The sequence below is a fragment of the Bacillus sp. MT(2024) genome (assembly GCF_036362845.1).
GTDB lineage: Bacteria > Bacillota > Bacilli > Bacillales > Bacillaceae > Bacillus > Bacillus velezensis.
Genome location: NZ_CP143632.1, coordinates 2,634,372 through 2,660,803 on the forward strand (window position 1 = coordinate 2,634,372; position 26,432 = coordinate 2,660,803).

Consider the following 26,432-nt stretch of genomic DNA (forward strand, 5'->3'; position numbering starts at 1 on the left):
TTTCCCTCCTTTCAAGAATGGTTTTATTTAGAAGCTTTTCGCATTTGGCTTATTATAGCCGTAACGCTCAAAGAACTCTTCTCGGAAATCACCAAGACGATCCTCCCGGATGGCTTGTCTGACCTGCTCCATTAAGTGTAACAGAAAATGAAGGTTATGGTAAGTTGTTAATCGAATTCCAAACGTTTCATTACAGCGGATCAAATGTCTGATGTAAGCGCGGGAGTAATTTTTGCATGTATGGCAGCTGCACTCTTCGTCAATCGGACGGAAATCACGCTCATATTTGGCGTTTTTCATATTCAGACGCCCTTCATTCGTAAACACCGTGCCGTTTCGGGCAATCCGGGTCGGCAGTACGCAGTCAAACATATCCACGCCGCGGATGGCGCCGTCAATTAAGGCATCCGGTGAACCCACACCCATTAAATATCTCGGCTTGTCCTTCGGTAAAAGCGGAGTTGTAAACTCAAGCACTCGGTTCATGACGTGCTTCGGCTCGCCGACAGATAATCCGCCTATGGCATACCCCGGAAAATCAAGCGAAACCAAGTCTTTTGCACTTTGTGTCCGCAGGTCTTCGTATTCTCCGCCTTGTACGATTCCGAACAGACCCTGCTCATCTGAGCGCCCGTGCGCCTCCAGGCAGCGTTCCGCCCAGCGGCTGGTCCGTTCCACAGAGCGTTTCATGTAATCATACTCTGCCGGATACGGCGGACACTCATCAAACGCCATCATGATATCAGAGCCGAGGGCGTTTTGAATTTCCATCGCTTTTTCCGGAGATAAAAACAGCTTGTCTCCGTTTAAGTGATTGCGGAAATGAACGCCTTCTTCTTCTATATTACGAAACTTGCTCAATGAAAAGACCTGAAAACCGCCGGAATCTGTTAAAATCGCGCGGTCCCAGTTCATAAACTTATGAAGCCCGCCCGCTTCTTTTACAATGTCGTGTCCCGGACGGAGCCATAAATGGTACGTATTGCTTAAAATAATGCCCGCATCCATAGATTTCAGCTCATCCGGAGACATCGTCTTTACCGTAGCAAGCGTGCCGACCGGCATAAATACAGGCGTCTCAAAGGAGCCGTGGGGCGTATGAACTCTGCCCAGCCGCGCTCCCGTTTGTTTGCATTCCTTTATAAATTCATAACGTATCGGTTGTTCAGCCACTTTGTATGAGGCCTCCTGTCATTCAAATTAGATAATCAGCATGGCGTCGCCAAAGCTGAAGAAACGGTATTCCTCTTCTACCGCATGACGGTAGGCGGAAAGAACATGCTCTCTGCCGGCAAGCGCAGAAACGAGCATGATAAGGGAAGATTTCGGCAGATGAAAATTGGTGATCATACCGTCAATCGCTTTAAATTCATATCCCGGATAAATGAAGATGGACGTCCAGCCGCTTGAAGCGGTAAATACGCCGTCATGCTCGCCGGCAATGGTTTCCAGGGTGCGCGTTGATGTCGTCCCGACCGACACGATGCGCCCTCCCGCCTTTCTGACCTCGTTTAAAGAGGCGGCGGTTTCTTCCGTCATTTCATAAAATTCCGCGTGCATGTTATGCTCTTCCACATCATCCGCACTGACGGGGCGGAATGTGCCGAGTCCCACATGAAGTGTGATAAATTCAATCCGCACACCCTTTTGCTTCAGCTCGTCCAGAATCTCTTCCGTAAAATGAAGTCCGGCCGTCGGAGCTGCGGCAGATCCGATTTCTTTTGAAAAGACGGTCTGATACCGTTCTTTATCATCAAGCTGCTCTTTAATATAAGGAGGCAGCGGCATTTCACCGAGTGATTCAAGCACTTCGTAAAAAATCCCGTCATACCGAAATTCTATTTTTCTGCCTCCGTGATCAAGCTCCTCCGTGCAGACCGCTGTCAGCCGGCCGTCGCCAAATGTCAGGACCGTTCCTTTTTTTACGCGTTTCGCCGGCTTTACGAGCGTTTCCCATGTATCATTTTCTTCCTGTTTTAATAACAGAAGCTCCACTTTCGCTCCCGTATCTTCTTTTGTGCCGAATAATCTTGCAGGCAGCACACGGGTATTGTTCAAGACGAGACAATCCCCTTCATTAAAAAAGCTTACAATCTCTTTAAATGAACTGTCCGTCAGCCCGCCCGTCTGTTTGTCGAGCACCATCAGCCGCGATGCGTCACGCTCTTTCAGCGGCACTTGGGCAATGAGGCGTTCAGGCAGTTCAAAATCAAATAAATCGACTTTCATCATTTCACCTTTATTCTGTCTATTGTTATTTCATTCTGCCGAAAAAATTAAGCAGAATGGATAGTATCACACTGATCACAATACAAGTGACAACGGGAAAGAAAAATGTAACATTTCCCTTCTTAACGAAAATATCTCCGGGCAGCCTTCCGACAAAGTGCCAGACTGCGCCGGCAATAAGCAAAACGGCACCGAGAACCATGAGAACCTTCGGAAAGTCAGTCACGGGCGGGCGCCTCCAATTGAAAATGTTCATACACAGCCGGAGTCACGACCCGTCCCCTCGGCGTCCTCTGGAGAAATCCGATCTGCAGCAGATACGGTTCGTACACATCCTCTATTGTATGCGGTTCTTCGCCGATTGTCGCGGAAATCGTATCAAGGCCGACGGGACCGCCGCTGAATTTTTCGATCATGCCCATCAGCAGCTTATGGTCGATATGGTCAAGGCCGAGCGCATCGACTTGAAGACGTTCGAGCGCGTCGTGAGCGATTTCTTCCGTGATGCGGCTGTCGCCGAGCACCTGGGCAAAATCTCTCACCCTTCTGAGAAGCCGATTTGCAACCCGCGGCGTTCCCCTTGACCGTCTGGCGATCTCCAGAGCCGGAGCTTCTTCGATATCCACTTCAAAAACGTCAGCCGTTCTTGACACGATATCTGTCAGCTCTTCCTGCGTATAGTATTCAAGGCGCGACAGCACCCCGAACCGGTCTCTGAGCGGTGCGGTCAATAATCCGACCCTTGTCGTCGCTCCTACAAGCGTAAAAGGGGGAAGGTCGAGACGGACGGAGCGGGCGGACGGGCCTTTTCCAATGACGATATCAAGGCAGAAATCCTCCATCGCCGGGTACAGCACTTCCTCAATCGAGCGGTTCAGCCTGTGAATTTCGTCTATAAACAGCACATCCCCTGGTTCGAGCGCCGTCAAAATGGCTGCCAAATCTCCCGGTCTTTCGATGGCGGGACCTGACGTCGTCCGCATCTCCACACCCATCTCATTGGCCACGATAGACGCAAGCGTTGTTTTCCCGAGACCCGGAGGCCCGTATAAAAGAACGTGGTCCAGCGTTTCCTGCCTCATTTTCGCCGCATCGATAAACACGCGCAGATTTTCTTTCACCTTCTTTTGGCCGATATACTGGGCGAGATTCTGCGGCCTGAGGCTTTGCTCGATTATTGATTCATGGCTGTCTGCTTCACTTGAAACGAGCCGTTCATCCATGAACATCACCTTACTTTAATAATTTTTGCAATGCTTTTTTCACATATTGATCTGTTGAAAGCGCCGTTTCCTCTTTTAAGTGAGGAAGCACTTTTTTAATTTCTTTTTCGGCGTAGCCGAGAACCCTAAGCGCTTCAAGCGCCTCGTCAAGCGCCGTTTCAGCCTCTTGTTTTTCAATGCGCGCTTCATGATTGAACAGGTTGTCAATCATTTCAGGCACGACGTCGGCCAGTTTGCCTTTCAAATCAAGAATAATCTGCCGCGCCGTTTTTTTGCCTACACCCGGAAATTTCACCAAAAAGGCTTCATCTTCCTGTTCGATCGCTTCGATGACGGCTCCGGGGTCACCGGAACCGAGGATGGCGAGGGCCCCTTTCGGCCCGATGCCGGTGACGTTCAGCAGCTTTGTGAAAAGCGCTTTTTCTTCCCGGGTTGAAAAACCGTACAAAGAAAAGGCGTCTTCTTTTATATGATGATACGTAAAAATGGTCTCTTGATTGCTTACCTTATAAATAAACGGATTCGGAGTGAAGACCTGATAGCCGATTCCGCCGTTTTCAATCACGATGTATTGGGGAGATACATAATCAATCGTCCCCTTCACGAATTCAATCACACCTATTCACCTCTTTGACTGCTTATCATTGTAACACAAAAACAGCCAAAGTCTTATAGAAAAGTTAACGTATGTTCGCTTTGACACCTTCCATTCAGAAAAAAAAGACATGTGTCACATGTCTTGCGTCAAAGTCAGCCGCTGTAAGTCTTAATATGATCGATCACGCTCTCAAACTCCGCTTTTGTCCTGTACGGTATGCCGTGTTCCAAGTGCTTTTGCAATCGGCTTTCCAGCCTTTCTATATCAATCTGGAAGAAAGATTGAATCGGCTCGGCCAGCGATCCGGGACGGCCGTGAAAAGTGGAGATGACGCCTCCGTCCGTGACGCCGATATAACCGTTAACCTTACTGAGCGGAGAAATGTCATCAACATGCTTACGGAAAAGGACGAAGCCTTTTTTCTGCTCAACGAGCGTCCAGCCCGCATATGCGGCCCAAAAATCCTCCATCGCCAAAACGGTTTCATCCGTATGTTCGATGCCGACATCACCGTCCAGATAGACCTTTTCCAGCTGGACGTGCACCCGAAGCGGCCCGTAATGCTCAACCTCCGCCCCGTATGCGCCTTTTCCTCCGCAAATCAGGACTGCAGCCGATAAGATAAGCATAAACAATAGACGAGCACCGCAAATTCGTTTCACCAATAACACCTCTTTATTCAATCAAACTCTTGATGCTAGTTTGACCAAAGATGCCGGTGCTTAACCGTTTTCTTTCATTTGTCTGTTTCAGCCGGAAAAAAGCAGCCTCTATATGAGGGCTGCCCCGATGATTATGCCCGGCCGGCTGAAATCAGTTTCATTTGTCCGGGCGTCAGTTTGAGCCGGTATCCCCTTACGGTCAGATACACAGTTTTTTCTCCGCGGCTTTTGTCATGCTCCGTTTTTTTCATTCCGGCCCCTCCGTTACGTTTTATTACTTTTATGTTAACACCGCAACATAAAGAGCGTTTTAAGAATATGTAAAGAAATGATGAAGCTTTATCCATAAAAATACTGCCGGATGAAATCATCCGGCAGTCCCGTTTAACGGCTGTTTCTGTTCATGTCTTGCAGCTTTGTAAAAGTAGCGTTGTCGGTAAACACTTGAATTGTACGGCCGTCCGCAAATTTTTTGGCCGCATGTTTGACATGTTTATCATCATTTTTCGTAAAAGGATGATTTGTTCTGACGGCAATGACGACTCTCGTGTCAGTCACGATGACCTGACTATCCTGTACGCCTTTTACTTTTTTCACGCGGTTTGCAACTTTTGCCGCCAGCCTGATGTTTTCGGCGTTGTCATACCCATTATAAGACATAGCTGCCGGCGGCGTATTGACATTTCGGCCGTTATATGTGCCGTCCGTCGTTAACGGAACCCCGTCATTAGGCGCATACTGGTCGGACACGTTTGTCGTATTATGACGGCCGTTTCGGTTTTCCATCATTTCAGAAACGGGTCCTTGATGGTCCATTCCGTACTGGCGTCTGCCGTTATCATTATCATTCGAATAATATCCGACCGGACGTGTTGACTGATTGTAGCGTCCGTCATTCATGGCATTATTTGCTCCGCATGCCGTTAAGCTTGCCGTCACGGCTAAAACGCCTGCGATCGTCATCAGTTTTTTACCCAATGGAAAAACCCCCCGTGGATTCATCGCTGTTTGAGCGTTTTCCGCTCATGTTTAGGATGTGCGGCCGACGGCGGGTTTAAGCTTGTCAGTTATGTCCATTCCTCAGTTGGACATAAAAAAAGGAACGACATACATCGTCCCGAAACATTAATCTTCTTCTTCCTCCGGCCGTCCGAATACTTGATTTGGACTCGGCTGATTCGGCGCGGCATTAGGATTTGCTCCGCCGTAAGGCATAAAATATCCGGCGTTTGCACCCACATTCGGATACGGCTGCACAGGCATATTTGCGTGATGGTGATGTGAACCGTGGTGATGATGGTGGTGGTGATGTGAATCATGGCAGCCGCAATCATCATCCTTATATTTTCCATCATGATGAGGCGCGTTTGCGTAATGTGACGAATATCCGCCGTAATACGGCATTTGACCGTACGGAGCACCGCCGAAACCTGATGCAGAACCATCATAATGCTCTGCATTTTCATGGGCCTGGTTTTCATATTCACCGTAACCCGCTTGCGGCCCAAATCCCGGATGATGGAATCCGTACGGTAACGGCATCGGCATTACCGGAAAGCCTCCATAACCTCCTCCAAAACCGCCGAAACCCCCGCCTACCGGGAAGCACGGATGGCATAGTCCCGAACCCGGCAGCATCGGTGTCACCGGAACCGGACAAGGACAAGGCATGCACGGCATCGGGTAATGCATAAAAGGCGGTTCAACGGCCGGCATATTCGGAAACGGGACATTCGGAATGTTTGGCATGTTCGGCAGATGATAAGCGGCGTTTTCTTCTTCCATCTTACCGGCTTCAGGCGCCTTCGGCATATTCGGGTAATTCGCGTTTTCCATGTTGATCATTTCCTCCTGTTGTGGAATGTTATTGTCATGCTCTTTTTCTTTCGGCTCGACAAAATGTGTCACCGGTTCCTCCGGCTTAGGAGGCGACCACGGCTGAAACAGCTGATTGGACGGATAATATTGGTTCATATCAGCTTCCGGCAGCACATTTTCATGCTTTTCAGGGATTGGCGGCACATACGGAATTGACGGCTTCGGTTCTTCCGGTATGGTGTCTTCAATGTCCACAACTGATTTCGGTTTTTCTTTGGCATATGGATGCTCATGCTTATGCGCAGACGTTCCGAAGCCGGCCTTGGGTTCTTTTCTGACCGGAACGGCTTCTGAAGGCACCTTTATCTTCATTCCAGGCATAATTAAGTCTGGATTGCTAAGCTGATGATTCAGTTTTTTTAACTCTTCAAGATCAACTCCGTATTTTTCAGCTATTTTCCAGAGCGAATCGCCTTTTTGAACGATATGAATTTTCAACGTTTTCCCCTCCTATGCACAAAACGTGAACGGTACATTTGTCATTACAATACGTTTCTTCACACTATATGCCGGTGGACTGGGCATGATGATAAAAAATTTGGGAAGGAGGGGAAATTTTTATGATTACGTATGACTCAGCATTCTGTTCAAAGCACGAAGCGCTTCTGTCCGAACCGCTTCCGGAACTTTAATGACACCCTTCGGCTCGCCTTTTTCAAGCTGCTCAAGCGACCACAATAAATGCGGCAGGTCGATTCTGTTCATTGTCAGACACGGACACATATCGGGATTCAATGATTCAATCTGTTTATCCGGGTGCGAGTGAATGAGGCGCTGAACAAGATTCATTTCCGTGCCGATCGCCCACTTGCTTCCCGGTTCTGCCTGTTCAATCGTATCAATAATATATTTGGTAGACCCGCTGTCGTCACTGAGCGAGACCACTTCCCGCGAACATTCCGGATGAACGATAATGCGGATGCCGGAATCCCGCTGCCGCAGCTGAGAAATATTTTCCGCTGTAAACTTTTCGTGTACGGAGCAATGCCCTTTCCAAAGGATGACTTTAATGTTTTCCGGATGTTCAGTAAGCAATCGGTTCTGCCCCGGGTCCCATACAGCCATTTCTGTCAGCGGAATGCCGAGGTCATAGGCCGTATTTCTGCCTAAATGCTGATCCGGTAAAAATAAAATTCTTTCTTTTTGTTTAAAAGCCCATTTCAGCACACTCCGGGCATTCGAAGAGGTGACGGTCGCTCCTCCGTGCCGTCCGACGAATGCTTTAATTTCCGCCGTCGAGTTAACATATGTTAACGGAATGATGGTGTTACCGTACAGTTCTTGAAGCTCTTGCCATGCTTTGTCCGTCTGCTGAATATCTGCCATATCAGCCATCGAGCATCCGGCGCGCATGTCAGGCAAAATGACGGTTTGGTTATCATCAGTCAGCATATCAGCGGTTTCCGCCATAAAATGCACGCCGCAAAACACAATATATTCCGCCTCTTTATTTTTTTCTGCCACTTGAGCAAGCTGCAGGGAGTCACCTGCCGTATCGGCGAATTGTATCACTTCGTCTTTTTGATAGTGATGCCCCGGAATGAATAAGCGCTTTCCGAAAGCCCGTTTAATGGCGGCGACACGCTTTTCCATTTCTCCGGTGCTCATGTCTTTATAATGGCTCGGCATCATTTCGGCTGATGCAGTTAGCACGTCAAAAATAGACATCTTAAAAATCCCCCTGTTCCGCAGCCTCAACATCCATGCTGATGTCGGCGCTTTTTACTGAATGAGTCAGAAATCCGAGTGAAATATATTGGACGCCCGTCCCTTTATAAGCGGGCAATGTGTCGAGCGTTATGCCTCCGGATGCTTCCGTTTTGATATGACCCGGTGTCATGCCTGCAAAACGCCGGACGGACTCAGGCGGACAGTTGTCAAACATAATAATGTCTGCGCCCGCTTCTATTGCCTCGAGCAGCTGCTGTTCGGATTCAATTTCGACTTCCACCGCAAGCATCTGCCCCGCCGTTTTTCTTGCCCGCTCCACGGCTGCCTTTATCGATCCGCAGGCGGCAATATGATTATCTTTAATCATGATGCCGTCATATAAGCCGAAGCGATGATTAAAGCCGCCTCCGATGCGCACAGCGTATTTTTCCAGCATTCTGAGCCCGGGTGTCGTTTTTCTCGTATCACAAAGCTTGATGGACGGATCATCAAGACGCCTTTTGGCCTCATCCGTCATGGTCGCAATGCCTGACATTCTTTGTATGAGATTCAAAATGACCCGCTCCCCCGTAAGAAGAGCTGCCGCCCGGCCTTCCATTTCAGCGAGCACGTCTCCTCTTTTCATCCGTTCTCCGTCTTTTTTCAGGGAGCGGATGCGGATATCATCGTGTAAAAGCTTCCATCCTTCACGGATAACGTCTTCTCCGGCAAACACGCCGTCTGTTTTTGCGATGATCCGCGCTTTACATTGCTGATCAGAAAAAATCGCTTGTGACGTCGCATCACCCGTTCCGATATCTTCCTGAAAAAAATGAGTCAGCATTTGTTTCAGCTGCAGAATGTCCATAGTTCCCCAATCCTTTCGTTTTTTCTGATAACTGTTCCAGATGTTGAATGAATGATTTGTTTTCCGTGCCACTCTTTCCCCGTCCCGGGAAAATCAGTGCGAAAATGAGCGCCTCTGCTTTCTTCCCGAATAAGGGCTGAGGTCACAACAAATTGCGCAGTCTTCCATAGGCAGGATAGCTCGGCTTGTTCCATTGTGATATCCTTCACATTTATATGACGCACAGATACGTTGTTAAGCCAGGATGCCAGCGCCTGCAGGTTTTCTTTTTCCCTGACGATGCCCGCTCCGGTTGTCATTTTGGCTTGAAGCACATGAAGCGTTGTGTCCGGCACTTGTAAGATGACATCAGTTTTCTTCGGGGTTTTTTTATATCTTCCGTTTAACGGTGTTTGAATGATATGTTCAGCACATCGTTGCCCGCTTGCCAGCGCTTCCAGCAGTGAGTTGCTCGCAAGGCGGTTCGCCCCGTGCAAGCCTGTGCAGGCGGTCTCGCCTATGGCGTACAAATCAGGCACGGACGTTTTCCCCCATGTATCGGCTTTTACTCCGCCCATTAAAAAATGCATTCCGGGTGCTATGGGGATCCCGCTTTCAAGATCAACGCCGGCTGTTTGACAAATTTCTGTTATGGTCGGAAAACGTTTGTTAAAATCGGCTATTCGGCTGCAATTTATAAAAACAGGATTTTCTTTCATCATTTCTTCATAAATCGCCCGTGAAACCACATCCCGGGGCGCCAAATCTTCAAGCGCGTGTCTGTCAGCCATGATCCTGCGCCCGAAGCGATCCGCTAAATATCCGCCTTCTCCTCTCACTGCTTCAGAAATCAGACCGTACACAGTCCCGTTTTTCACAAGGAGGGTCGGGTGGAACTGGGTGAACTCCATATCCGTGATCTCAGCTCCCGCACGGAAGGCAAGAGCGATGCCGTCTCCCGTTATGGCGGAATCATTTGTGTGATATTGGTACAGACTGCCGCAGCCGCCTGAAGCAAGCACTACACAATCCGCCCTTCTGTAAGAAACGGCGCCTGAAGCATCCTTTACGGCAACGCCTGCGCATCGCCCGTGTTCAATCAGCAGATCAACAACCGTCTCGTGTTCAATGATCCGAATGCCGTCCCTCAACTGCTGAACCAGAAACTCAACCAGCATCCGTCCGGTCGCATCTCCCCCGGCGTGCAGAATCCTCCTTTTGGAATGAGCGCCTTCCCTGCCGAGACAAAAGGTTCCATCCGACTTCGTATCAAAAGGGAAATGGCCTTCTATCAGCCTGTTTATCATGCTCTGTCCGCTTTTCAGCAAATGCCGCACGGCTGTCACGTCATTGTGTCCGCATCCCGCATACAGTGTATCGTTCACATGGGATTCTATAGAGTCATCTTTTGCGTATGACACAGCAATCCCGCCTTGAGCATAATGCGAATTGCTGTTCGTTACGTTTCTCTTTGTAATGACGGTCACTTGGTATGACGGAGGAAATGAGGAAGCACAGGCAAGGGCCGCCGTCCCCGAACCAATGACGATAATTGTTTTTTCAGACATACATCACCCTCCTGTTATATTTACACCTGTCTTGACACCTATATTTACACAACGATAAAATAAACTCAAGCTTTTTTTAACATAAACGGATAGGAGACGGGCTGTATGATTTATCTTGATTACGCGGCGGGAACGCCTTTAAGCAAAGAAGCCGCGAAAGTCTTTCAGCATCTCAGCACAGAGGTATACGGCAATGCAAGCAGCCTTCATGACGCCGGAGGAAGAGCGGCGGACGTGCTGGAATATTGCAGACATTCTGCAGGAAAATTGATCGGCGGAGCGGCAGACGGCATTTACTTTACAAGCGGCGGAACGGAAGCGAACATCTTGGCCGTCCAATCATTGCTGCACGGTCTGCCCGACCACAAAAAACATTTTATTACGACCGCAATGGAACACCACTCGATCCATAATGCCGCGGCGTTTTTAGCTGACCGGGGAATTGATGTCACCATCATATATCCCGACGAAAACGGCCTTATAACCGAGGACATACTGGCGGCTCATATCCGACCTGACACGGGGCTCGTTTCCATACAGCACGCCAATTCAGAAACCGGCCTCATCCAGCCTGTGAATCGTCTGGCCGCTTTTCTTCACCAGAGAAACATTTTGCTGCATTGCGATTGTGTTCAAAGTTTCGGCAAACTGCCGATTGATGCGGATCAGGCGGGAATCGACGCCCTTTCCGTCTCCGGTCATAAAGTATACGGCCCGAAAGGCACCGGGGCTGTTTACATTCGGCCCGGTGTCAGCTGGAATCCGGTTTATCCGCATACCGTGCATGAAAACGGGTTCAGGCCCGGTACGGTGAATGTGCCGGCCATCGGCGCTTTTACCGCTGCTGCGGAGCATGCAGTGAAACATATGGAGGAACACCGTGAGCATGCTGACAGGCTGAGGAATTATTTGTATGATCAAATTCGGCGTCAAGGCCTTCCCATTTCATTTTCAGAGGAAGAAACCGGCGGTGAATGCCTGCCCCACATTGTCGGGTGTTTTTTTCACTCCTTTGAAGGACAATATATTATGTTAGAATGTAATCGTAACGATATTTGCATCTCAACCGGGAGCGCATGTTCCGCCGGCAGCCACGGCCCTTCTTCAGCTATGAAGGCGCTGAGAAAAACCGAACGGGAAGCGCGGCAGTTTTTCCGGATCTCATTCGGAAACGAAACAACATGTGAACAGCTCGATATGCTGATACATACATTTACGGCGCTATGGGAGCAAAAGAAAGGAGAATCAGCAATTTGACAGAAGGAACGAAGCTTACTGGGGCGAAAAGACGCGACATGCTGCTTCATTGGCTGAAAGAAGCCGGCTCGCCATTAACAGGAGGCGAATTGGCCAAAAAAGCAAATGTTTCAAGACAGGTGATCGTGCAGGACATATCGCTCTTGAAAGCAAAAAGCGAACCGATTATCGCGACGAGCCAAGGCTATTTATACATCAGCATGAATGCCGGCGGCGAAAAAAACGCCGAACGGATTGTCGCCTGTCTGCACGGCCCGGAGCGGACGGAAGAAGAGCTTGAACTCATTGTCGATGAAGGCGTCACCATAAAGGACGTCATTATTGAACACCCCGTATACGGCGATTTAACCGCCGCCATAAGAGTCAGCACACGGAAAGAAGTCAAACAATTCATGGATCACATTAACTCGACAAATGCCGCTTATCTTTCACAGCTGACCGGAGGCGTGCATCTCCATACGTTAAGCGCCCCGACAAAAGAGCGGATTGACCAAGCCTGCCAAGCGCTGGACGACGCGGGTATTTTAATAAAAGATTAAAAAAAAGCCCCCTGAAGGGCTTTTTTTATATCGAATAGGATTGATATGTTCCCAGAAGCTTGACCCGGCAGCCGAGGGCTTCCATCTCTTGAACGGCACCGGGAATGAGAACCTGATCCATCGCCTGTTCAATATCAATAATAAAGAAATAGTTGCCGAGACCCGTTTTTGTCGGGCGCGATTCGATCTTTGATAAATTCAGGTTTCTCCATGAAAAAGCGGACAGCACCCTGTGCAGCGCGCCTGATTGGTCATCTTGGGGAAGCGTTACCATCATCGTCGTTTTCGGCCGTGAAGACAGTTTCGCATTCACTTCGAATGAGACGTCTTTTTCAGGCGAAAGAATGACAAATCTCGTGTGGTTGTCCTGATAATCCTGAATATCCCGCTTCACGATGCTCAATCCGTATGTAGCGGCCGCCATTTCATTTGCAATCACGCCGATCGGAAGGTCCGAATGCTCACTGACATACTTGGCCGCCGCACCTGTTGACTTCGCATACTCATAAGGAACGGACGAAAAATGCCGGTGAAGAAATTTGTGGCATTGCGCAATCGCATGGGAATGAGAATAAATTTTCTCAAGCTTTTTCCACTCATTTTCTCTCGAAGGGTGAACGAGCAGATGCTGGTGAATCGGCAGCGTCATTTCCCCCACGATCGCAAGAGGCTGCTCATGAATCAAGTAGTCAATCGTTAAGTTAACCGAGCCCTCCAGCGCGTTTTCCAAAGGAACAAATGCAAGATCAACTTCTCCCGCAACCGCCGCATCCATGCATGCCGGTATTGTTTGATAAGGTGCTTGTGTCACGCTGTTTTGAAAGCAGGAACTGACTGCTAGATGTGTAAATGTGGCTTCTGGCCCTAAATAACCGACTTTCATGTCTCTTCTCTCCTTACGCGCCTGACCCTAAGATCTCAACTTTTTCTATAAAATCAAATTTTCTCAGTTTATTCATTAACGTATGAATGTTTTCTTCCATTGCGGACGTACTGATTGAGAGCGTGACATTCGCCCTGCCCTGAAGCGGAATCGTCTGGTGAATGGAAAGCACGTTGCTTCCTGAGTCAGCCACCGCCTGCAAAAGCTGGGATAACGCGCCTGACCGATCCTCCAAATGAAAGAAAAGTGTGATTATTTGTTCTTTAACCATCGTGTAAAAAGGGAAAACCGCATCTCGGTATTTATAAAAAGCGCTTCTGCTTAAATCAACTTTTTGCACGGCATCTGCAACCGATTCAGCCTTTTTTCTGTCCAGCAGTTTTTTGACTTCAAGGGTTTTCCGCATCGCATCAGGCAGAACGTCTTCACGCACTAAATAAAATGTCTCTTCTTTCACCTGCACCCCTCCCTTTTACATCAGAGAGCCTGCATTGCAAGCTCTCCATTTTTTTAATCAATAAATTCAAATTCAAATTCCAGCAGCCGGATGATATCGCCGTCTTTAGCACCGCGTTCTCTGAGCGCTTCATCAACGCCCATACCGCGCATCTGTCTTGCAAAACGCTTGACGGATTCGTCACGGGAGAAGTCAGTCATTTTAAAGAGGCGTTCCAGACTGTCACCTGAAAGCACAAACGCGCCGTCCGGATCACGGGTAATGTCAAATGGAATTTCTTCATCTTCCATCGTGTACATTACGCGGTTTTCCGCCAGTTCTTCTTCATCATACAGCGGGAATTCAGGCGTTGTTTCCAGCTGGTTGGCGACTTCAAACAGAAGATCGCGGAGCCCTTCTCTCGTCACCGCGCTGATCGGGAAGACAGGATGGTCATCCTGAAGCTTTTCTTTAAACGCTTTAAGATTTTCAGCCGCTTCGGGCATGTCCATTTTATTCGCAACGATAATTTGCGGACGCTCCGTCAGCCGCAGATTATATTCACTGAGCTCCTGATTAATGGTCACATAATCCTCATACGGATCACGGCCTTCCATCGCTGACATGTCAATAACGTGAACGATGACGCGCGTCCGTTCGATATGGCGGAGAAATTGGTGGCCTAAGCCGACTCCTTCGTGCGCTCCTTCAATCAAACCGGGCAGATCCGCCATGACGAAGCTTCTTCCGTCATCCGTTTCCACCATGCCCAGATTCGGAACAAGCGTTGTAAAATGATAATCGGCGATTTTCGGCTTTGCCGATGAAACGACAGACAGAAGCGTAGATTTTCCGACGCTCGGGAAGCCGACGAGACCTACGTCTGCAAGCACTTTCAGTTCAAGCACGATATAGCGCTCTTTTCCGGGTTCTCCGTGCTCTGACAGCTGCGGTGCCGGGTTGGCCGGTGTCGCAAAGCGGGTATTTCCGCGTCCGCCGCGTCCGCCTTTTGCGATGACGGCGCGCTGCCCGTGCTCTGTCAGATCGGCAATGACCTGTTTTGTATCGTCATCCGTTACGACTGTGCCGGGCGGAACTTTAACAACCATATCGTCCGCATTTCTGCCGTGCTGGTTTTTAGACATGCCGTGCTCGCCGCGTATCGCTTTGAAATGGCGCTGGTACCGGAAGTCCATAAGCGTGCGCAGTCCTTCATCAACCTCAAAAACGACGTCGCCTCCATTACCTCCGTCACCGCCGGCAGGCCCGCCTTTCGGCACATATTTTTCACGGCGGAACGCAACCATTCCGTTACCGCCGTCGCCGCCTTTTACATATACTTTCACCTGATCTACAAACATAATATCCTCCGTTCTAAACCGTAAAAAACCGCTAGTTCATTCCAATTTCGGCCACACATTCATGGCCGGTCAGCTCAAATTGCATGACATCAAAGTCCTCATACCGCGATTTGCGAAATTCATCAAACACATCTGCATTTGCAATCGTTCCATGAAAATCGAGATATACAATAAGCTGTCTGTCAGGGTGATCTGTCTGCAGCGATACGGTCAGATGATTTTCACTTTCATTGCTTACCGCCAGACCGAACAGATGAAACAGTTTTCTCATCAGGTTCGACAGCTTTTGATCATATGCCGATAAATCTTTAATTTCTCCGAGCACTTCGTATTCGAGCCTCATATAACGGGACTTCCAATTAAATGTCAGAAAGTCAAACGCCAAGTGCGGGGTTTTCAGGTTTGAGAGCTTTGATTCGTGCTTTGCATCTATGACCATTTCGTCAATAATTTCAACGACCCTGTCATACTTCTGCAAACTTAAGTTTCCTTTTATCAGCTGCAGCTTATTCATCCAATCATGACGGAAATGGCCCATTAATTGGATCAGTTCATTGATCAGAGCCGCATCGCTTACAGGTTCTTCTTGTTTCTTCGATACATCCTTCATTTTCGCACTCCCAATCGTTTAATTTCTTTTTAGGAGTCTTGATAAGTGTGTACTATGAATTATAACAGAGAAGGCTTTGTTAAAAAAACACTTGTTTTTCCTGGTTCATCATGTTCCTTTTTCGGATCGCATACAATGCGGATGCCAGGCAGAAACATTTTTGGTATCACTGCTTGGGGAACATATCCAGTGGGTATGAGAAGCTGATGTCCTCATTCAAGGCGGGGTTCACTCACGCATCCTCTGCTTTTCATTCTTGATGTTACTCCGCTTACTGCAAAAAAAACTCCAGTCAACGACCGGAGTTTTTTGTGTCATTATTGAGCTACAGGATATACGCTCACTTTTTTGCGGTCACGGCCGAAACGTTCGAATTTAACAGTTCCGTCGATTTTAGCAAAAAGAGTGTCATCTCCTCCGCGGCCCACGTTTTCACCTGGGTAGATTTTCGTTCCGCGTTGACGGTAAAGGATAGATCCGCCTGTTACGAATTGACCGTCTGCACGTTTAGCGCCTAAACGTTTAGATTCAGAGTCACGTCCGTTCTTTGTAGAACCTACACCTTTTTTAGAAGCGAAAAACTGAAGATCTAATCTAAGCATGTAACTCACCTCCTATATTTGGTTTGCACCCAACCGTAAGTGTTCACTGTAATCCCGCTCGATCGTTTCAAGAGAAACAATCATGCCTTCAATCAGCAGCTGCGCTTTTTGCAAAGCTTCCTGATCAGCGGCTTCAGGGAATTCAAAGTAGAAATAACCCCCGTCCTCGCCTATATCAAGAATCGGTTCGAGAGGAGCCAGCGCGATAACCGCATTGACCGCTCCGAAAACGACAGCCGTGACCCCGGCGCAAACGAGATCTCGTCCATGTTCAGCAAAATCGGCATGTCCCGTCATTTCAAAGGACAAAATGCCCCCGTCATCCCGGGATCTTCGAATTGTTGCCTCAATCATGCTTACGCGTTGATTTTTTCGATTGTCAATTTAGTATAAGGCTGACGATGACCTTGTTTTTTATGAACATTTTTCTTTGGCTTGTAACGGAAAACAGTGATTTTTTTCGCACGGCCTTGTTTTTCAACTTTAGCTGTAACTGTCGCGCCTGCAACTGTTGGGTTGCCGACTTTCACGCTGTCTCCGCCAACAAACAATACGTCTTCAAACGTCACTGTTTCACCTGCTTCAGCAGCAAGTTTTTCGATGTAAACAGTTTGACCTTCTTCAACTTTGATTTGTTTTCCGCCTGTTTTAATGATTGCGTACATTCTCTGCACCTCCTATTAGACTAAGACTCGCCAGCAACAGGGGGCTTTAAAGCTCTTATCACCTGTCCCGAGCGGTTGTAGCATTGGTGCTACATCCATAACATTAAAAAATATATCAGAACCAAAAGGATATGTCAATCTATTTCTAGTAAGGCAGCAGCAGGTCTTCCATAGAGGAATCTGTCCGTTTATCGGCAAAATACGCATGAAGCACTTCATTTTCATCGAGCTGGCTGAGCTTTTCTCCGGCTTTTTCAATGATAATGGGGTGCTTGCATCCCCGTTTGAATTCGGCCATGACATGCTTTACTTTGGCATCGGCCGCGACCGTCAAAGGATGCAGCATGGCGACATCGCGGTTTTTGCCGTAGTATCTCTCCAAAAGAAACCTCAGCTGAATATAATGCCGCTTCCGGTATTCATCCCATAAAGAAGCGGCGAGAAAGACGAACAGCACCCATGCGCTGACCTGAAGGGGGACGGCCAGCACAATCCAGCAGCAGAGCAAAAGAGCGGAAACGGCCGATGTCTGCAGGCTGAGGAGATGCGCTTTTTGAAAAGCCATTTGTTTAGAGAAGTATAAAAACACGAACTTGCCGCCGTCAAGCGGCCAGATCGGCAAAAGATTGATGAAAAGAATGGAGAGATTATAAAAGGTAAACATCTCAAATGTCTGCTCACTTGCAAAGCCTGACATGAAAAAGAGCCAGGCTGCCGCCTGAAGCCACACATGCTGAAGCGGGCCCGCCAGGATGACCGCGAATTCCTCTTTTAGCGGCCGGTTTCCGTGCTCCTCCACCTCAACCGTCCCGCCGAAAGGGAGCAGAAAGATGCGTTTAATGCGCCACGAAAAAAACACAGCCAGAGCAGCATGCCCCAGCTCATGAACGGATACAACCAGCAAAAGACACAGCAGCGCTTTGATGTGCCCCGTCATAAGACCGAGCCCCATAATAATCCAAAGAAAAGGATGGACATGAATTTTAAAAAGGAGGATGAGCCATTTATTCATCAAATGTGATCACCTGGATCGGATCTATGAATTTATCGCCATCCTGGATCGCGAAATAGTACTGGCCTTTACTTTTATCGTTGAGCTTGATCGAACCGATCTTTTTCCCTTTATCGACAAAGTCGTACAATGAAACGTTAACATCTTTCAGCCGGCCGTAAATGCTGCTTGTATTGTCGGCATGCTGCACCTTCACCGTCAGCCCTGTTTTTTTATCTTTGCTCACTTCCATAATGTAGCCTTCTTTTACGCTGTCAATGGCTTCACTGGCGGTTTCGACGACGACGCCCTCTCCGTTATTTTGAAAGTCCTGCTGGATTTTCCCCGCGGCAGGAACGGCCATATCCTGACTGACCGCCACCTGACCGTCCTTCTTTTTCGTTCCCGGCGTAAGAAAAGCGAGCGGGTTTCCGAAGGAAGATACGAACCAATTGCTTACGGCAGCAAACTGAAATTCTTTTTGAAAGGTTTGTGCGATTGCCGGTTTGATCTGACTCAGCGGCTGTTTGTCAGTTTTATAGGCAATAGCGGAGATCAGTACGAGACAGGCGGCCAGCAGGCATTTTAAAATAATAGAATGAGCGCTGATCAATGGATGCCGCCCGTTAAATTCGGGCGGGTGTTCCGTTTGATATTCGTAGTCCGGAAGAAGCTTGTGCTTTTCCTGCTCCTTGACCGTCTGCCACGCGGGAAAATTCTGCGTTTGAGCGTTTTGAACGAAAGTCCGTTTTGATTCAGGCCGCTGTTTTCTTCTTTTGGCCAGTCTTTTTCTAATTTCATCAGCTCTGTGACTCATCGCCATCATCCTTTGCAATCGTTGGGTTTGTACATCCTATGTCTTGTCCATTGCAAATATGCGCTCTTAAAAAACAAAAAAGACCTGATAAGCTGGGCTTCATCAGATCTTTGTATTCTGGTATATATTATGAACGCACGCCGAAAAATGACTTGATTTTCGCCATCATCCCTTTTTGCTGCTCTTCAAGCACCTGCAAAGGAACGGATTCTCCTAAAATGCGCCGGGCGATATTGCGGTACGCAATGCTGGCGCGGTTTTTGGAATTCATGGCAATCGGTTCGCCGATATTTGAAGCCCTGATCACTTCATCATCGTCAGCAACGATTCCGAGGAGATCAATAGACAGATGATGAACAACTTCATCCACATCCATCGTGTCACCGTTTTTCACCAGGTGATTTCTGATGCGGTTCACGATAAGGCGCGGCGGTTCGATATCTTCCTGCTCCAAAAGTCCGATAATGCGGTCAGCGTCCCGCACCGCTGATATTTCCGGCGTCGTCACAACAATCGCCTTATCAGCTCCGGAGACGGCATTTTTATAGCCTTGTTCAATTCCGGCCGGACAATCAATAATGACATAATCAAATTCCTGCTTAAGCTCCTGCACAAGCAATTTGATCTGCTCAGGGACAACAGCCGTCTTGTCGCTTGTCTGGGCAGCCGGCATTAAATGAAGCAGATCATCAAAACGTTTGTCTTTGACAAGCGCCTGATGCGTCTTGCATCTGCCTTCAATTACATCTACTAAGTCGTAAATAATTCTGTTTTCAAGACCCATTACGACATCAAGGTTGCGCAGTCCGATATCTGTGTCTACCAAACAGACGCGCTTCCCTAAAATGGCTAAGGCGGTACCGAGGTTTGCAGATGTTGTTGTTTTACCTACTCCGCCTTTTCCCGAAGTTATTACGATAGCCTCACCCAATTTCACATTCCTCCCTCAAGCCTTGTTAGATCAGGTCTTAAATGAGCCAATTGCTGAAGGCGTTCAATGACCATATTTCCGTCAGTATCTAAATAAGCACATTCCATGTCGTTCCCTTTTTGAATGTGGTCTGGGGAGCGATTTAACACATGATTGATCCTCAATTGTGTCGGCATCATTTCGGATGCGGCGATCACAGCCCGGTTATTTCCGTTATAACCCGCGTGGGCAATCCCTTTTAATGAACCGAGAACAAATATATTTCCTCCGGCTCTGATCGTACCGCCGGGATTCACATCTCCGATTAAAAGCAAATCTCCCGTCACGTGAAGCACCTGGCCCGAACGGACGATTTTGGAAACCGAAACAATTTCCTGCTCCTCTTTCATCCGCTGCGCTTCTTCTTTGGCGATGACTTCACTGTCAATTGAATGCACGACTAAATCTTTCTTTGACGCGATCAGATCAGTCAGCTGCTCTGCCTGTTCCTGATACAGATACCGATGCCCGAGTTTAATATGAACACTGATTTTTTGGCCTTTGCCATCAGTATATTGTTCAATCGACAGCATGTTTTGAAGACCATCGAGAAGCTCATCAAAAGAACACGCATCATCCAGATGCAATGTTAAGCCGTTTTTTGTTCCTTTTATTGTTACATATTGCTGCTTTTTGGTCTTCATCAATGTTCACCTCAACAACATACTCTTTTCGTCAAAAAAAGATAAAATCCTTTTTACTCATCTCTTAATTCTTTCTTCAGACTTATATAAAACAGCCTAAAGGGCAGGACTAATATAACGGCTCCCGCGATATTCAGCAAAGCGGTCGGCAAGAACCGCTGAATGACAAAATCGTTAAACGTCATAGTGCCGCTGCGGATTAACGTCTGAATGCCGTAGACGTAAAATTCAAGCACACATACGCTCAGCACCGCGACCAGAATAACCATCAGGGCGTTTGTCTGCAGCACTTTAAACGCTTTGGCCGCCAGATAGCATAATCCGGCAAAACCAAACATATAAACGCCTAAAACACCCGTATAATTGATGTCATAAAGAAATCCGAAAATGAAACCGTAGATCACCGCATGCTTTTGGTTGATATAAGCCGACATAAAAATCAGCGCAAGCAAAAGAAAATGCGGAACGACCTGCTGCTCGACGGAAACGAAAGGAAAACGCACCAGATCGGTATAGATGCTTTCCGCACAAAAGACCAAAATCATAATCAAAGGGAGAAGGAAACGTTTCACGATCCTTCCTCCCCTGTTGCTACGCTTCGATTGACAACGATGACATGGTCAAGATCATACAAGTTGGCAGCCGGTTTAACGTAAGCGATTTTCGTCAGGCCGTAAGCATCTGATTCTACATCGGTCACTTCGCCGACCGTCAGCCCTTGAGGAAATACGCCGCCCGTTCCGGAGGTCTCCACGAGGTCGCCTTTTTTCACTTCACGTTTTTCATCCGGTTCAAGGATGGTCATTTTCAGGGTCTGTTTCTTTTTATCATACCCTTCAATTAAACCGTAGCCTTTGCTTCCCTTTTTGCCGGAGATTTTGGTGGCCACTCTGTTATTGCGGTCAACATCGCTCAGCAGCTGAACGGCGGATGTGAAACTGTTGAGTCCGCTGCTTTTGATCTTCCCGACCAGCGCACCCTTTTCGTTCGTGACAGCCATGTCTTTGGCCACTTTGTGCTTCGTTCCCTTATTGATCATGATCTGCTTGTACCATTGATCAGGGTTTCTGGCGATAACGGTCGCTAAAATCGGATCATAGTCGGAAATTGATTTGACATGCCCGAGTTCATCACGCAGCTTCTTGTTTTCATCTTTGAGTTCTTGGAGCTTCGCTTCATATTGTGTCTGTCCGTCCAGCTTTTGTCTTAAGCGTTCGTTTTCTTTGTACGTGTTTTTCAGGTCTTTTATGTCCCCGAAGAACCCTGCAAAATATTCGGCAGGCGTGTGAAAAATGTTTTGAAATACTCCCGTCGTATCACCGATCAGCTTTTCAGGCCAGGTGGTATTACGGCCGTTCTTCAGCGAGAATCCAATCATAGCCACCAATATGATAATACACAGAAGTAATAGCATTAACCGTTTGTTCGGCATCGTGATACACCTCTTCTATTTAACTCCTGATTATCTTGTTTTTCCTTTGAAAAGATGGATGTGCTCCAGTGCTTTTCCAGTGCCGATCGCAACACAATCCAGCGGATCTTCAGCGATAAGAACAGGCATTTTCGTTTCGTCGCTGATGACTTTGTCGAGATTGCGGAGCAGGGCGCCTCCCCCTGTTAATACAATACCTCTGTCCATAATGTCAGCGGCCAGCTCAGGCGGTGTTTTTTCAAGCGTGCTCTTCACCGCATCAACGATTGAGAGAACTGTATCACGCAGTGCATTTGCAATTTCCGTTCCCGTGATTTCGATCGTTTTCGGCAGACCAGTCAGAAGATCGCGGCCGCGGATTTCCATTGACGCATTTTCTTCACCGGTTTCTGCTGAACCGATTTCCATTTTAATGGCTTCCGCCGTACGGTCACCGATCATCAGATTATATGTTTTTCTGATATAGCTGATGATTGAGTCGTCCATTTCGTCACCGGCTACGCGGATGGACTGAGACGTGACAATGCCGCCTAAAGAAATGATCGCCACTTCAGTTGTTCCGCCGCCGATATCAACGACCATGCTGCCCGTCGGCTCCCATACAGGAAGATTCGCACCGATTGCGGCCGCAAACGGTTCTTCAATCGGATAAGCGTCACGTGCGCCCGCTTGTCTTGTCGCGTCGATGACCGCCCGTTCTTCAACGGCCGTAATACCTGACGGCACACACACCATAACGTACGGCTTTCTCGCAAACAATCCTTTATTTTTCACAGCCTGATTAATGTAGTATTTCATCATTGTCGCAGTTGTTTCATAGTCAGCGATAACGCCGTCTTTCATCGGACGGAGCGCAACCACGTTGCCCGGAGTTCTTCCGATCATGTTTTTCGCATCGTTACCGACCGCAACGATTGACTTCGTATCCGTTTGCAGAGCAACGACAGACGGCTCTCTCACTACGATTCCTTTACCTTTAACAAACACAAGCGTATTCGCGGTTCCCAAATCTATACCAAGGTCTCTTGTACCAATTCCGAACATATGTATGTATCTTCCTTTCTTAAAGCAAAAATACCCTAAAGGGAAAAACTCATAAAATCTATTATATCTTAAATCAACGAAAAAAAAAGTGTTACAAATATCCTTTTTCCTTTAAACTCACAAATTTTTTATCACCAATGACCAAATGATCCAGCAGCTCGATGCCGATTAAATTTCCGCACTCAAAAAGCCGCCTGGTTACCTCTATATCTTCCCTGCTCGGTGTAGGATCTCCTGAAGGATGATTATGAACGCAAATGAAGGACGCGGCGGATCGTTTGAAAGCTTCTTTAAACACCTCCCGCGGGTGGACAATAGATGAATTCAGACTTCCGATAAAAACGGTGCGTTTATGAATGACTTGATTTTTGGTATTTAAATATAAACAGACAAAATGCTCCTGGGATAAAAAGCGCATATCCTCCATCACATACTTCGCCCCGTCTTCCGGAGAGCGGATGACGCAATGCTCCCCGGCGGATGTCTTATGAATGCGGCTCCCCAGCTCAATTGCGGCAAGGATCTGAACAGCTTTCACCGTGCCGATTCCCGGAATGCTGGAAAGCTCCTGGGCAGAGGCGCCTTTTAACAGGCGCAGCCCGTCAAACGTCCGCAGCAGCCGGTGAGCGAGGTTCATGACGGACTCATGTTTCGTTCCCGTCCGCAGCAGGATGGCGAGCAATTCATTGTTAGAGAGATGTTCGGCTCCGAAGTGGAGAAGCCGCTCTCTCGGTTTTTCTTTTTCGGGGAAATCTCTTAATTTTAACGGCAGATCACGGATGATCAACCCCTCCTTGTTCCCCTTCCCGGTTTGAACATCAAGCTTTTATATTAAATTCTTTCAAGGCTCTCATTGTTTTAGCGACAGGAAGCCCGACGACAGAATAAAAATCACCGTCTATTTTTTTCACTAAAAGCGCGCCTTTTCCTTGGATGCCGTATGCACCTGCTTTATCCATCGGTTCTTTTGTTTCAATGTAGAGCTGTATGTCGTCTTCACTGAGCGGCCAAAACGTCACTTCCGTCGTGTCACAGAATGTTTCTTTCCGGTCATGCGTCTGAATGCTGACCGCCGTAATGACTTGATGGCTTCGGCCGGAAAGCCTTCGCAGCATCTGTGCCGCTTCTTCCCTGTCACGCGGTTTGCCGAGGCACTCGCCGTCTATGCACACCATCGTGTCAGCCCCGATAACGACTGCATCGGGATTTTCAGCCAATACAGCACCGGCTTTTTGCTCGGCCAAACATTGGACGTTTTCTTCCGGCGAAAGGTTTCGATTTAATTTTTCTTCTGTGCGGCTCGCAATAATGCTGTAAGGAATCTGAAGAAGATTAAGGAGTTCTTTTCTTCGCGGAGATTGTGATGCGAGTATTAAGCGTTTTGTCATGGTTGTCATCCTTTCAGGGTTTGCTTAAGAAAAAAAGATACTTGTCTATCCTACCAAATCAAACGGGCAACCACAATTTCAGAAAAATAACTTTTTGATGACAAAATAAAAAATCCCGCCGGATGACGGGAAATGAGATACTATTTTACAACACTTAAAAGCTCTTTTTGGGCTTTCCAGCCGGATTCTGCCCCCGACGTTTCCAGCTCTTTCAGCGCTTGAAGCACGGCCTCTTTCTGCTTTTTGTCAGCGGCGTCTGCACCGTCTGCCGCTTTTGCCGCTTCAGCCACTTCCGTTTTTGAAAGATCTTTGCCGGTAATCGCTTTGGCGGAGAGCTCAGATGCCTGTTTAAAAGAGTCTTCCAGCCCTGAATCGACCGCAAAGCTGAGCTCTTTTCCGCCCCAAGCCTCAAAATCATGGTCTATCAGTGTCTGACCCAATTGCTGTGATAAGCTTTTTTCCGCTGCAAGCCCGGCGATCACGTATGTGTATCCGTCTTCTTTTGCCAGAGAGACGGCCGAGTATCCTTTTTCAGTCAGCTGGTCAACAAGCGTTTGCGCTCCTTTTTCTGATGAAAATTTTCCGGCCTGCACCGCATATGTTTTATAGTTTCCCACTGAAGATTCCGCATCTCCTGTGCCGGCTGTTTCAGATTTGTCTTTAGAAACATCTCCCGCTTTCACCGTCTGCCCTTGTGAACCTTTGTCAGCTGATGCCGGAGCGGAGGCTTCTTTACTTCCCGACATATTTAAGGCGACAAGGCCGAGCCCGGTGCCTAAAACAGCCGCAACGGCAATTGTCGTGACCGCTTTTTTAACTGGAGAAGACGGCTGCTTTTTTTTCGGAAAATGAGGGCCTGTTTTTTTCTTCTGGTATGGCGGAACGACTTTCGGGTCATCTTCAAATACCTCAGAATTCTTCTCATGATCCCAATTGAAATCTTCTTCTTTCGGATCTTCATGGGAAGCGGCGGTCTCCTGTTCCGCCTTTTTTGTTTCTTCCCAATTGGAAAATGTGACGGTCTTCTCCCCGCCTTCATTCACATCTTCTTGTCCATACATCGTTTCTTCTTGTCCGTTAATGGTTACTTTAAGGGCATTGTTTTTAGCTTTGCTGTGCTTTTTGCTCTTCCTTTTTTTCAACGTCTCTTCCCCCTTGCATTCGTCTTGGCCGTACCTTGAACTGATCATGGTTCACACTTTAGCATAGGCGAAAAAAAAAAGAACAAGACTTTTGTCGTCTTGTCCAAAAAACGTTCGCCAAATTTTTCAAGCTCCGCCTGAAGCGAGCTTGATGTAAAACGAAAACAGCTCATCACCGTATAAATAACTCAAAGCGCTCCCGGCTGAGATGGCCGGCGCAAACGGAAATGGCTGCTTTTTACCAAGCCTGCCCCGGGCTGCGGCGCACATACCGTATACGGCTCCGATCATAACGGAAAGAAAGAATGCAATGAGCACGAGCTTCACGCCGAGCGTCAGGCCGATCACCCCAAACAGTTTCACATCACCTGCGCCGATGCCTCCTTTACTGACAAACATGATAAAAACTAGCAGAAAAAATCCGCAAACAGCTCCGGCAAATCCCGCATACCATGAATCCAGCGGAGAAAACATACGGCCGGCGATGAAAAGCGGAAGAAAAAACAGCAGAACTTTGTCAGGAATCAGCATATATTGCAGATCCGTCATAGTAACAATCATGAGCAGAGACAGAAATAACAGCGCGACTAACAGTTCTTTTGAGAAACCGAAATGAATGCCTGCAGCCGTGAATAAACACGCCGTCCAGCATTCCGCCGCCGGATACATAACCGACAGCTTCGCACGGCAGTTTCTGCATCTGCCTCTTTGCAGAATATAGGAGACGACGGGCACAAGCTCCCCCCAGGAGAGCGGCAAGCCGCAGAACGAGCAGGCTGAACGCGGCGAAATAACCGAGATTCGAAGCGGGATACGGCACGCTGCTGTATAAAAAAAAGAACCGAAAATCAAGCCGAGAAAAAACAGAATCAAAAGCACTCAGACCACACCTTTACTATCAATCTGGCTCAGATTATAGCAAAGAAAAACACCATGACTGAAATGGCTGAAAATATATTTTCAGCATAAAAACACCCGGCAAAACCGGAAAATGGT

32 protein-coding genes and 1 other annotated feature are annotated in these 26,432 nt (G+C 47.8%); of the genes, 2 read left to right on the forward strand and 30 right to left on the reverse strand.

What is annotated here, in order from left to right; translation table 11 throughout:
* Window positions 1-27: 27 nt before the first annotated feature.
* The 12 genes from tgt to nadB form a co-directional block, all read right to left on the reverse strand.
* Window positions 28-1,173: a tRNA guanosine(34) transglycosylase Tgt gene (gene tgt, locus VP472_RS12885; protein ID WP_007408186.1), complete on the reverse strand. Its 1,146-nt coding sequence runs from the start codon at window positions 1,171-1,173 to the stop codon at window positions 28-30.
* A gap of 27 nt (window positions 1,174-1,200) precedes the next feature.
* On the reverse strand, window positions 1,201-2,229 hold the full coding sequence (gene queA, locus VP472_RS12890; protein WP_003152692.1) for a tRNA preQ1(34) S-adenosylmethionine ribosyltransferase-isomerase QueA: 1,029 nt from the start codon (window positions 2,227-2,229) through the stop codon (window positions 1,201-1,203).
* A 25-nt stretch (window positions 2,230-2,254) separates the two neighbouring features.
* Window positions 2,255-2,455, reverse strand: a complete 201-nt coding sequence (locus VP472_RS12895; protein WP_003152687.1) for a DUF2905 domain-containing protein — start codon at window positions 2,453-2,455, stop codon at window positions 2,255-2,257.
* A complete protein-coding gene (gene ruvB, locus VP472_RS12900) occupies window positions 2,448-3,452 on the reverse strand; it encodes a Holliday junction branch migration DNA helicase RuvB (protein ID WP_146277245.1) in 1,005 nt (334 codons plus the stop codon). The genes VP472_RS12895 and ruvB overlap by 8 nt, the downstream gene beginning before the upstream one ends.
* Before the next feature lie 10 nt (window positions 3,453-3,462).
* Window positions 3,463-4,068 carry a Holliday junction branch migration protein RuvA gene (gene ruvA, locus VP472_RS12905; protein WP_003152683.1) on the reverse strand — a complete coding sequence of 202 codons (606 nt, stop codon included), beginning with the start codon at window positions 4,066-4,068 and terminating at the stop codon, window positions 3,463-3,465.
* A gap of 134 nt (window positions 4,069-4,202) precedes the next feature.
* A complete protein-coding gene (locus VP472_RS12910; protein WP_012118093.1) occupies window positions 4,203-4,712 on the reverse strand; it encodes an intercompartmental signaling factor BofC in 510 nt (169 codons plus the stop codon).
* A 131-nt stretch (window positions 4,713-4,843) separates the two neighbouring features.
* Window positions 4,844-4,963 carry a hypothetical protein gene (locus VP472_RS20150; RefSeq protein WP_373364962.1) on the reverse strand — a complete coding sequence of 40 codons (120 nt, stop codon included), beginning with the start codon at window positions 4,961-4,963 and terminating at the stop codon, window positions 4,844-4,846.
* Window positions 4,964-5,096: 133 nt separating this feature from the next.
* A complete protein-coding gene (locus VP472_RS12915; RefSeq protein ID WP_069013531.1) occupies window positions 5,097-5,690 on the reverse strand; it encodes a YhcN/YlaJ family sporulation lipoprotein in 594 nt (197 codons plus the stop codon).
* Between the two features lie 147 nt (window positions 5,691-5,837).
* Entirely contained in the window at window positions 5,838-7,028 is a 1,191-nt protein-coding gene (safA, locus tag VP472_RS12920; RefSeq protein ID WP_146277247.1) for a spore coat assembly protein SafA, read from the reverse strand.
* A gap of 126 nt (window positions 7,029-7,154) precedes the next feature.
* Window positions 7,155-8,258, reverse strand: a complete 1,104-nt coding sequence (nadA, locus tag VP472_RS12925; protein ID WP_146277249.1) for a quinolinate synthase NadA — start codon at window positions 8,256-8,258, stop codon at window positions 7,155-7,157.
* A 1-nt stretch (window position 8,259) separates the two neighbouring features.
* A complete protein-coding gene (nadC, locus tag VP472_RS12930) occupies window positions 8,260-9,108 on the reverse strand; it encodes a carboxylating nicotinate-nucleotide diphosphorylase (protein ID WP_060674721.1) in 849 nt (282 codons plus the stop codon).
* Window positions 9,090-10,655 carry an L-aspartate oxidase gene (nadB, locus tag VP472_RS12935; protein WP_146277251.1) on the reverse strand — a complete coding sequence of 522 codons (1,566 nt, stop codon included), beginning with the start codon at window positions 10,653-10,655 and terminating at the stop codon, window positions 9,090-9,092. The genes nadC and nadB overlap by 19 nt, the downstream gene beginning before the upstream one ends.
* Window positions 10,656-10,760: 105 nt before the next feature.
* Here nadB and VP472_RS12940 point away from each other — a divergent pair, with 105 nt between their 5' ends.
* Both VP472_RS12940 and VP472_RS12945 read left to right on the forward strand, forming a co-directional pair.
* On the forward strand, window positions 10,761-11,912 hold the full coding sequence (locus VP472_RS12940) for an IscS subfamily cysteine desulfurase (RefSeq protein WP_146277253.1): 1,152 nt from the start codon (window positions 10,761-10,763) through the stop codon (window positions 11,910-11,912).
* A complete protein-coding gene (locus tag VP472_RS12945) occupies window positions 11,909-12,451 on the forward strand; it encodes a transcription repressor NadR (protein WP_014305508.1) in 543 nt (180 codons plus the stop codon). Before VP472_RS12940 ends, VP472_RS12945 begins: the two co-directional genes overlap by 4 nt.
* A gap of 25 nt (window positions 12,452-12,476) precedes the next feature.
* Here the strand turns inward: VP472_RS12945 and pheA are convergent, their stop codons facing one another.
* The 18 genes from pheA to VP472_RS13035 all read right to left on the reverse strand — a co-directional run bounded on the left by pheA (window position 12,477) and on the right by VP472_RS13035 (window position 26,315).
* Window positions 12,477-13,334 (reverse strand): prephenate dehydratase, encoded by an 858-nt coding sequence (gene pheA, locus VP472_RS12950; protein WP_003152668.1) that lies wholly within the window; start codon window positions 13,332-13,334, stop codon window positions 12,477-12,479.
* 13 nt (window positions 13,335-13,347) lie between these two features.
* Window positions 13,348-13,791 carry a transcriptional regulator ThrR gene (gene thrR / locus VP472_RS12955; RefSeq protein WP_007408173.1) on the reverse strand — a complete coding sequence of 148 codons (444 nt, stop codon included), beginning with the start codon at window positions 13,789-13,791 and terminating at the stop codon, window positions 13,348-13,350.
* 53 nt (window positions 13,792-13,844) lie between these two features.
* Window positions 13,845-15,131 (reverse strand): GTPase ObgE, encoded by a 1,287-nt coding sequence (gene obgE, locus VP472_RS12960; protein WP_003152665.1) that lies wholly within the window; start codon window positions 15,129-15,131, stop codon window positions 13,845-13,847.
* A 31-nt stretch (window positions 15,132-15,162) separates the two neighbouring features.
* Window positions 15,163-15,741 carry a sporulation initiation phosphotransferase B gene (locus VP472_RS12965; protein ID WP_003152664.1) on the reverse strand — a complete coding sequence of 193 codons (579 nt, stop codon included), beginning with the start codon at window positions 15,739-15,741 and terminating at the stop codon, window positions 15,163-15,165.
* A gap of 317 nt (window positions 15,742-16,058) precedes the next feature.
* Entirely contained in the window at window positions 16,059-16,343 is a 285-nt protein-coding gene (gene rpmA, locus VP472_RS12970; protein WP_003152662.1) for a 50S ribosomal protein L27, read from the reverse strand.
* A 12-nt stretch (window positions 16,344-16,355) separates the two neighbouring features.
* Window positions 16,356-16,697, reverse strand: coding sequence for a ribosomal-processing cysteine protease Prp (locus VP472_RS12975; protein WP_146277255.1), 342 nt, complete (start codon window positions 16,695-16,697; stop codon window positions 16,356-16,358).
* 2 nt (window positions 16,698-16,699) lie between these two features.
* Entirely contained in the window at window positions 16,700-17,008 is a 309-nt protein-coding gene (rplU, locus tag VP472_RS12980) for a 50S ribosomal protein L21 (RefSeq protein ID WP_003152660.1), read from the reverse strand.
* 13 nt (window positions 17,009-17,021) lie between these two features.
* Window positions 17,022-17,095 (reverse strand) — a sequence feature (ribosomal protein L21 leader region).
* A gap of 58 nt (window positions 17,096-17,153) precedes the next feature.
* Window positions 17,154-18,020 (reverse strand): M50 family metallopeptidase, encoded by an 867-nt coding sequence (locus VP472_RS12985; RefSeq protein ID WP_003152659.1) that lies wholly within the window; start codon window positions 18,018-18,020, stop codon window positions 17,154-17,156.
* A complete protein-coding gene (locus VP472_RS12990; protein ID WP_007408168.1) occupies window positions 18,013-18,816 on the reverse strand; it encodes a M23 family metallopeptidase in 804 nt (267 codons plus the stop codon). Before VP472_RS12990 ends, VP472_RS12985 begins: the two co-directional genes overlap by 8 nt.
* A gap of 127 nt (window positions 18,817-18,943) precedes the next feature.
* A complete protein-coding gene (gene minD, locus VP472_RS12995) occupies window positions 18,944-19,747 on the reverse strand; it encodes a septum site-determining protein MinD (protein ID WP_060674730.1) in 804 nt (267 codons plus the stop codon).
* A gap of 2 nt (window positions 19,748-19,749) precedes the next feature.
* Window positions 19,750-20,430, reverse strand: a complete 681-nt coding sequence (minC, locus tag VP472_RS13000; RefSeq protein WP_003152653.1) for a septum site-determining protein MinC — start codon at window positions 20,428-20,430, stop codon at window positions 19,750-19,752.
* A gap of 53 nt (window positions 20,431-20,483) precedes the next feature.
* A complete protein-coding gene (gene mreD / locus VP472_RS13005) occupies window positions 20,484-21,002 on the reverse strand; it encodes a rod shape-determining protein MreD (RefSeq protein ID WP_003152650.1) in 519 nt (172 codons plus the stop codon).
* A complete protein-coding gene (mreC, locus tag VP472_RS13010) occupies window positions 20,999-21,862 on the reverse strand; it encodes a rod shape-determining protein MreC (RefSeq protein ID WP_146277257.1) in 864 nt (287 codons plus the stop codon). Before mreC ends, mreD begins: the two co-directional genes overlap by 4 nt.
* Window positions 21,863-21,892: 30 nt before the next feature.
* Complete coding sequence (mreB, locus tag VP472_RS13015; protein ID WP_003152647.1) at window positions 21,893-22,906, reverse strand: cell shape-determining protein MreB; 1,014 nt, start codon at window positions 22,904-22,906, stop codon at window positions 21,893-21,895.
* A 91-nt stretch (window positions 22,907-22,997) separates the two neighbouring features.
* A complete protein-coding gene (gene radC, locus VP472_RS13020) occupies window positions 22,998-23,693 on the reverse strand; it encodes a RadC family protein (protein ID WP_007408165.1) in 696 nt (231 codons plus the stop codon).
* A gap of 31 nt (window positions 23,694-23,724) precedes the next feature.
* Entirely contained in the window at window positions 23,725-24,294 is a 570-nt protein-coding gene (locus tag VP472_RS13025) for a Maf family protein (RefSeq protein WP_070082167.1), read from the reverse strand.
* Window positions 24,295-24,434: 140 nt separating this feature from the next.
* Window positions 24,435-25,436 carry an SPOR domain-containing protein gene (locus VP472_RS13030; RefSeq protein WP_146277259.1) on the reverse strand — a complete coding sequence of 334 codons (1,002 nt, stop codon included), beginning with the start codon at window positions 25,434-25,436 and terminating at the stop codon, window positions 24,435-24,437.
* Between the two features lie 126 nt (window positions 25,437-25,562).
* Entirely contained in the window at window positions 25,563-26,315 is a 753-nt protein-coding gene (locus VP472_RS13035) for a prepilin peptidase (RefSeq protein ID WP_070082169.1), read from the reverse strand.
* Window positions 26,316-26,432: the final 117 nt, after the last annotated feature.

Excerpts from the sequence above, each read along its gene's own strand:
- VP472_RS12985 (WP_003152659.1), bottom strand. The coding sequence starts at position 18,020 with ATGAATAAATGGCTCATCCTCCTTTTTAAAATTCATGTCCATCCTTTT.
- VP472_RS12965 (WP_003152664.1), bottom strand. The coding sequence starts at position 15,741 with ATGAAGGATGTATCGAAGAAACAAGAAGAACCTGTAAGCGATGCGGCT.
- VP472_RS12990 (WP_007408168.1), bottom strand. The coding sequence starts at position 18,816 with ATGAGTCACAGAGCTGATGAAATTAGAAAAAGACTGGCCAAAAGAAGA.
- mreC (WP_146277257.1), bottom strand. The coding sequence starts at position 21,862 with ATGCCGAACAAACGGTTAATGCTATTACTTCTGTGTATTATCATATTG.
- queA (WP_003152692.1), bottom strand. The coding sequence starts at position 2,229 with ATGAAAGTCGATTTATTTGATTTTGAACTGCCTGAACGCCTCATTGCC.
- ruvB (WP_146277245.1), bottom strand. The coding sequence starts at position 3,452 with ATGGATGAACGGCTCGTTTCAAGTGAAGCAGACAGCCATGAATCAATA.
- VP472_RS20150 (WP_373364962.1), bottom strand. The coding sequence starts at position 4,963 with ATGAAAAAAACGGAGCATGACAAAAGCCGCGGAGAAAAAACTGTGTAT.
- nadC (WP_060674721.1), bottom strand. The coding sequence starts at position 9,108 with ATGGACATTCTGCAGCTGAAACAAATGCTGACTCATTTTTTTCAGGAA.
- obgE (WP_003152665.1), bottom strand. The coding sequence starts at position 15,131 with ATGTTTGTAGATCAGGTGAAAGTATATGTAAAAGGCGGCGACGGCGGT.
- rpmA (WP_003152662.1), bottom strand. The coding sequence starts at position 16,343 with ATGCTTAGATTAGATCTTCAGTTTTTCGCTTCTAAAAAAGGTGTAGGT.
- VP472_RS12975 (WP_146277255.1), bottom strand. The coding sequence starts at position 16,697 with ATGATTGAGGCAACAATTCGAAGATCCCGGGATGACGGGGGCATTTTG.
- nadB (WP_146277251.1), bottom strand. The coding sequence starts at position 10,655 with ATGTCTGAAAAAACAATTATCGTCATTGGTTCGGGGACGGCGGCCCTT.
- VP472_RS12940 (WP_146277253.1), top strand. The coding sequence starts at position 10,761 with ATGATTTATCTTGATTACGCGGCGGGAACGCCTTTAAGCAAAGAAGCC.
- VP472_RS13025 (WP_070082167.1), bottom strand. The coding sequence starts at position 24,294 with ATGACAAAACGCTTAATACTCGCATCACAATCTCCGCGAAGAAAAGAA.
- mreB (WP_003152647.1), bottom strand. The coding sequence starts at position 22,906 with ATGTTCGGAATTGGTACAAGAGACCTTGGTATAGATTTGGGAACCGCG.
- pheA (WP_003152668.1), bottom strand. The coding sequence starts at position 13,334 with ATGAAAGTCGGTTATTTAGGGCCAGAAGCCACATTTACACATCTAGCA.
- nadA (WP_146277249.1), bottom strand. The coding sequence starts at position 8,258 with ATGTCTATTTTTGACGTGCTAACTGCATCAGCCGAAATGATGCCGAGC.
- minC (WP_003152653.1), bottom strand. The coding sequence starts at position 20,430 with ATGAAGACCAAAAAGCAGCAATATGTAACAATAAAAGGAACAAAAAAC.
- rplU (WP_003152660.1), bottom strand. The coding sequence starts at position 17,008 with ATGTACGCAATCATTAAAACAGGCGGAAAACAAATCAAAGTTGAAGAA.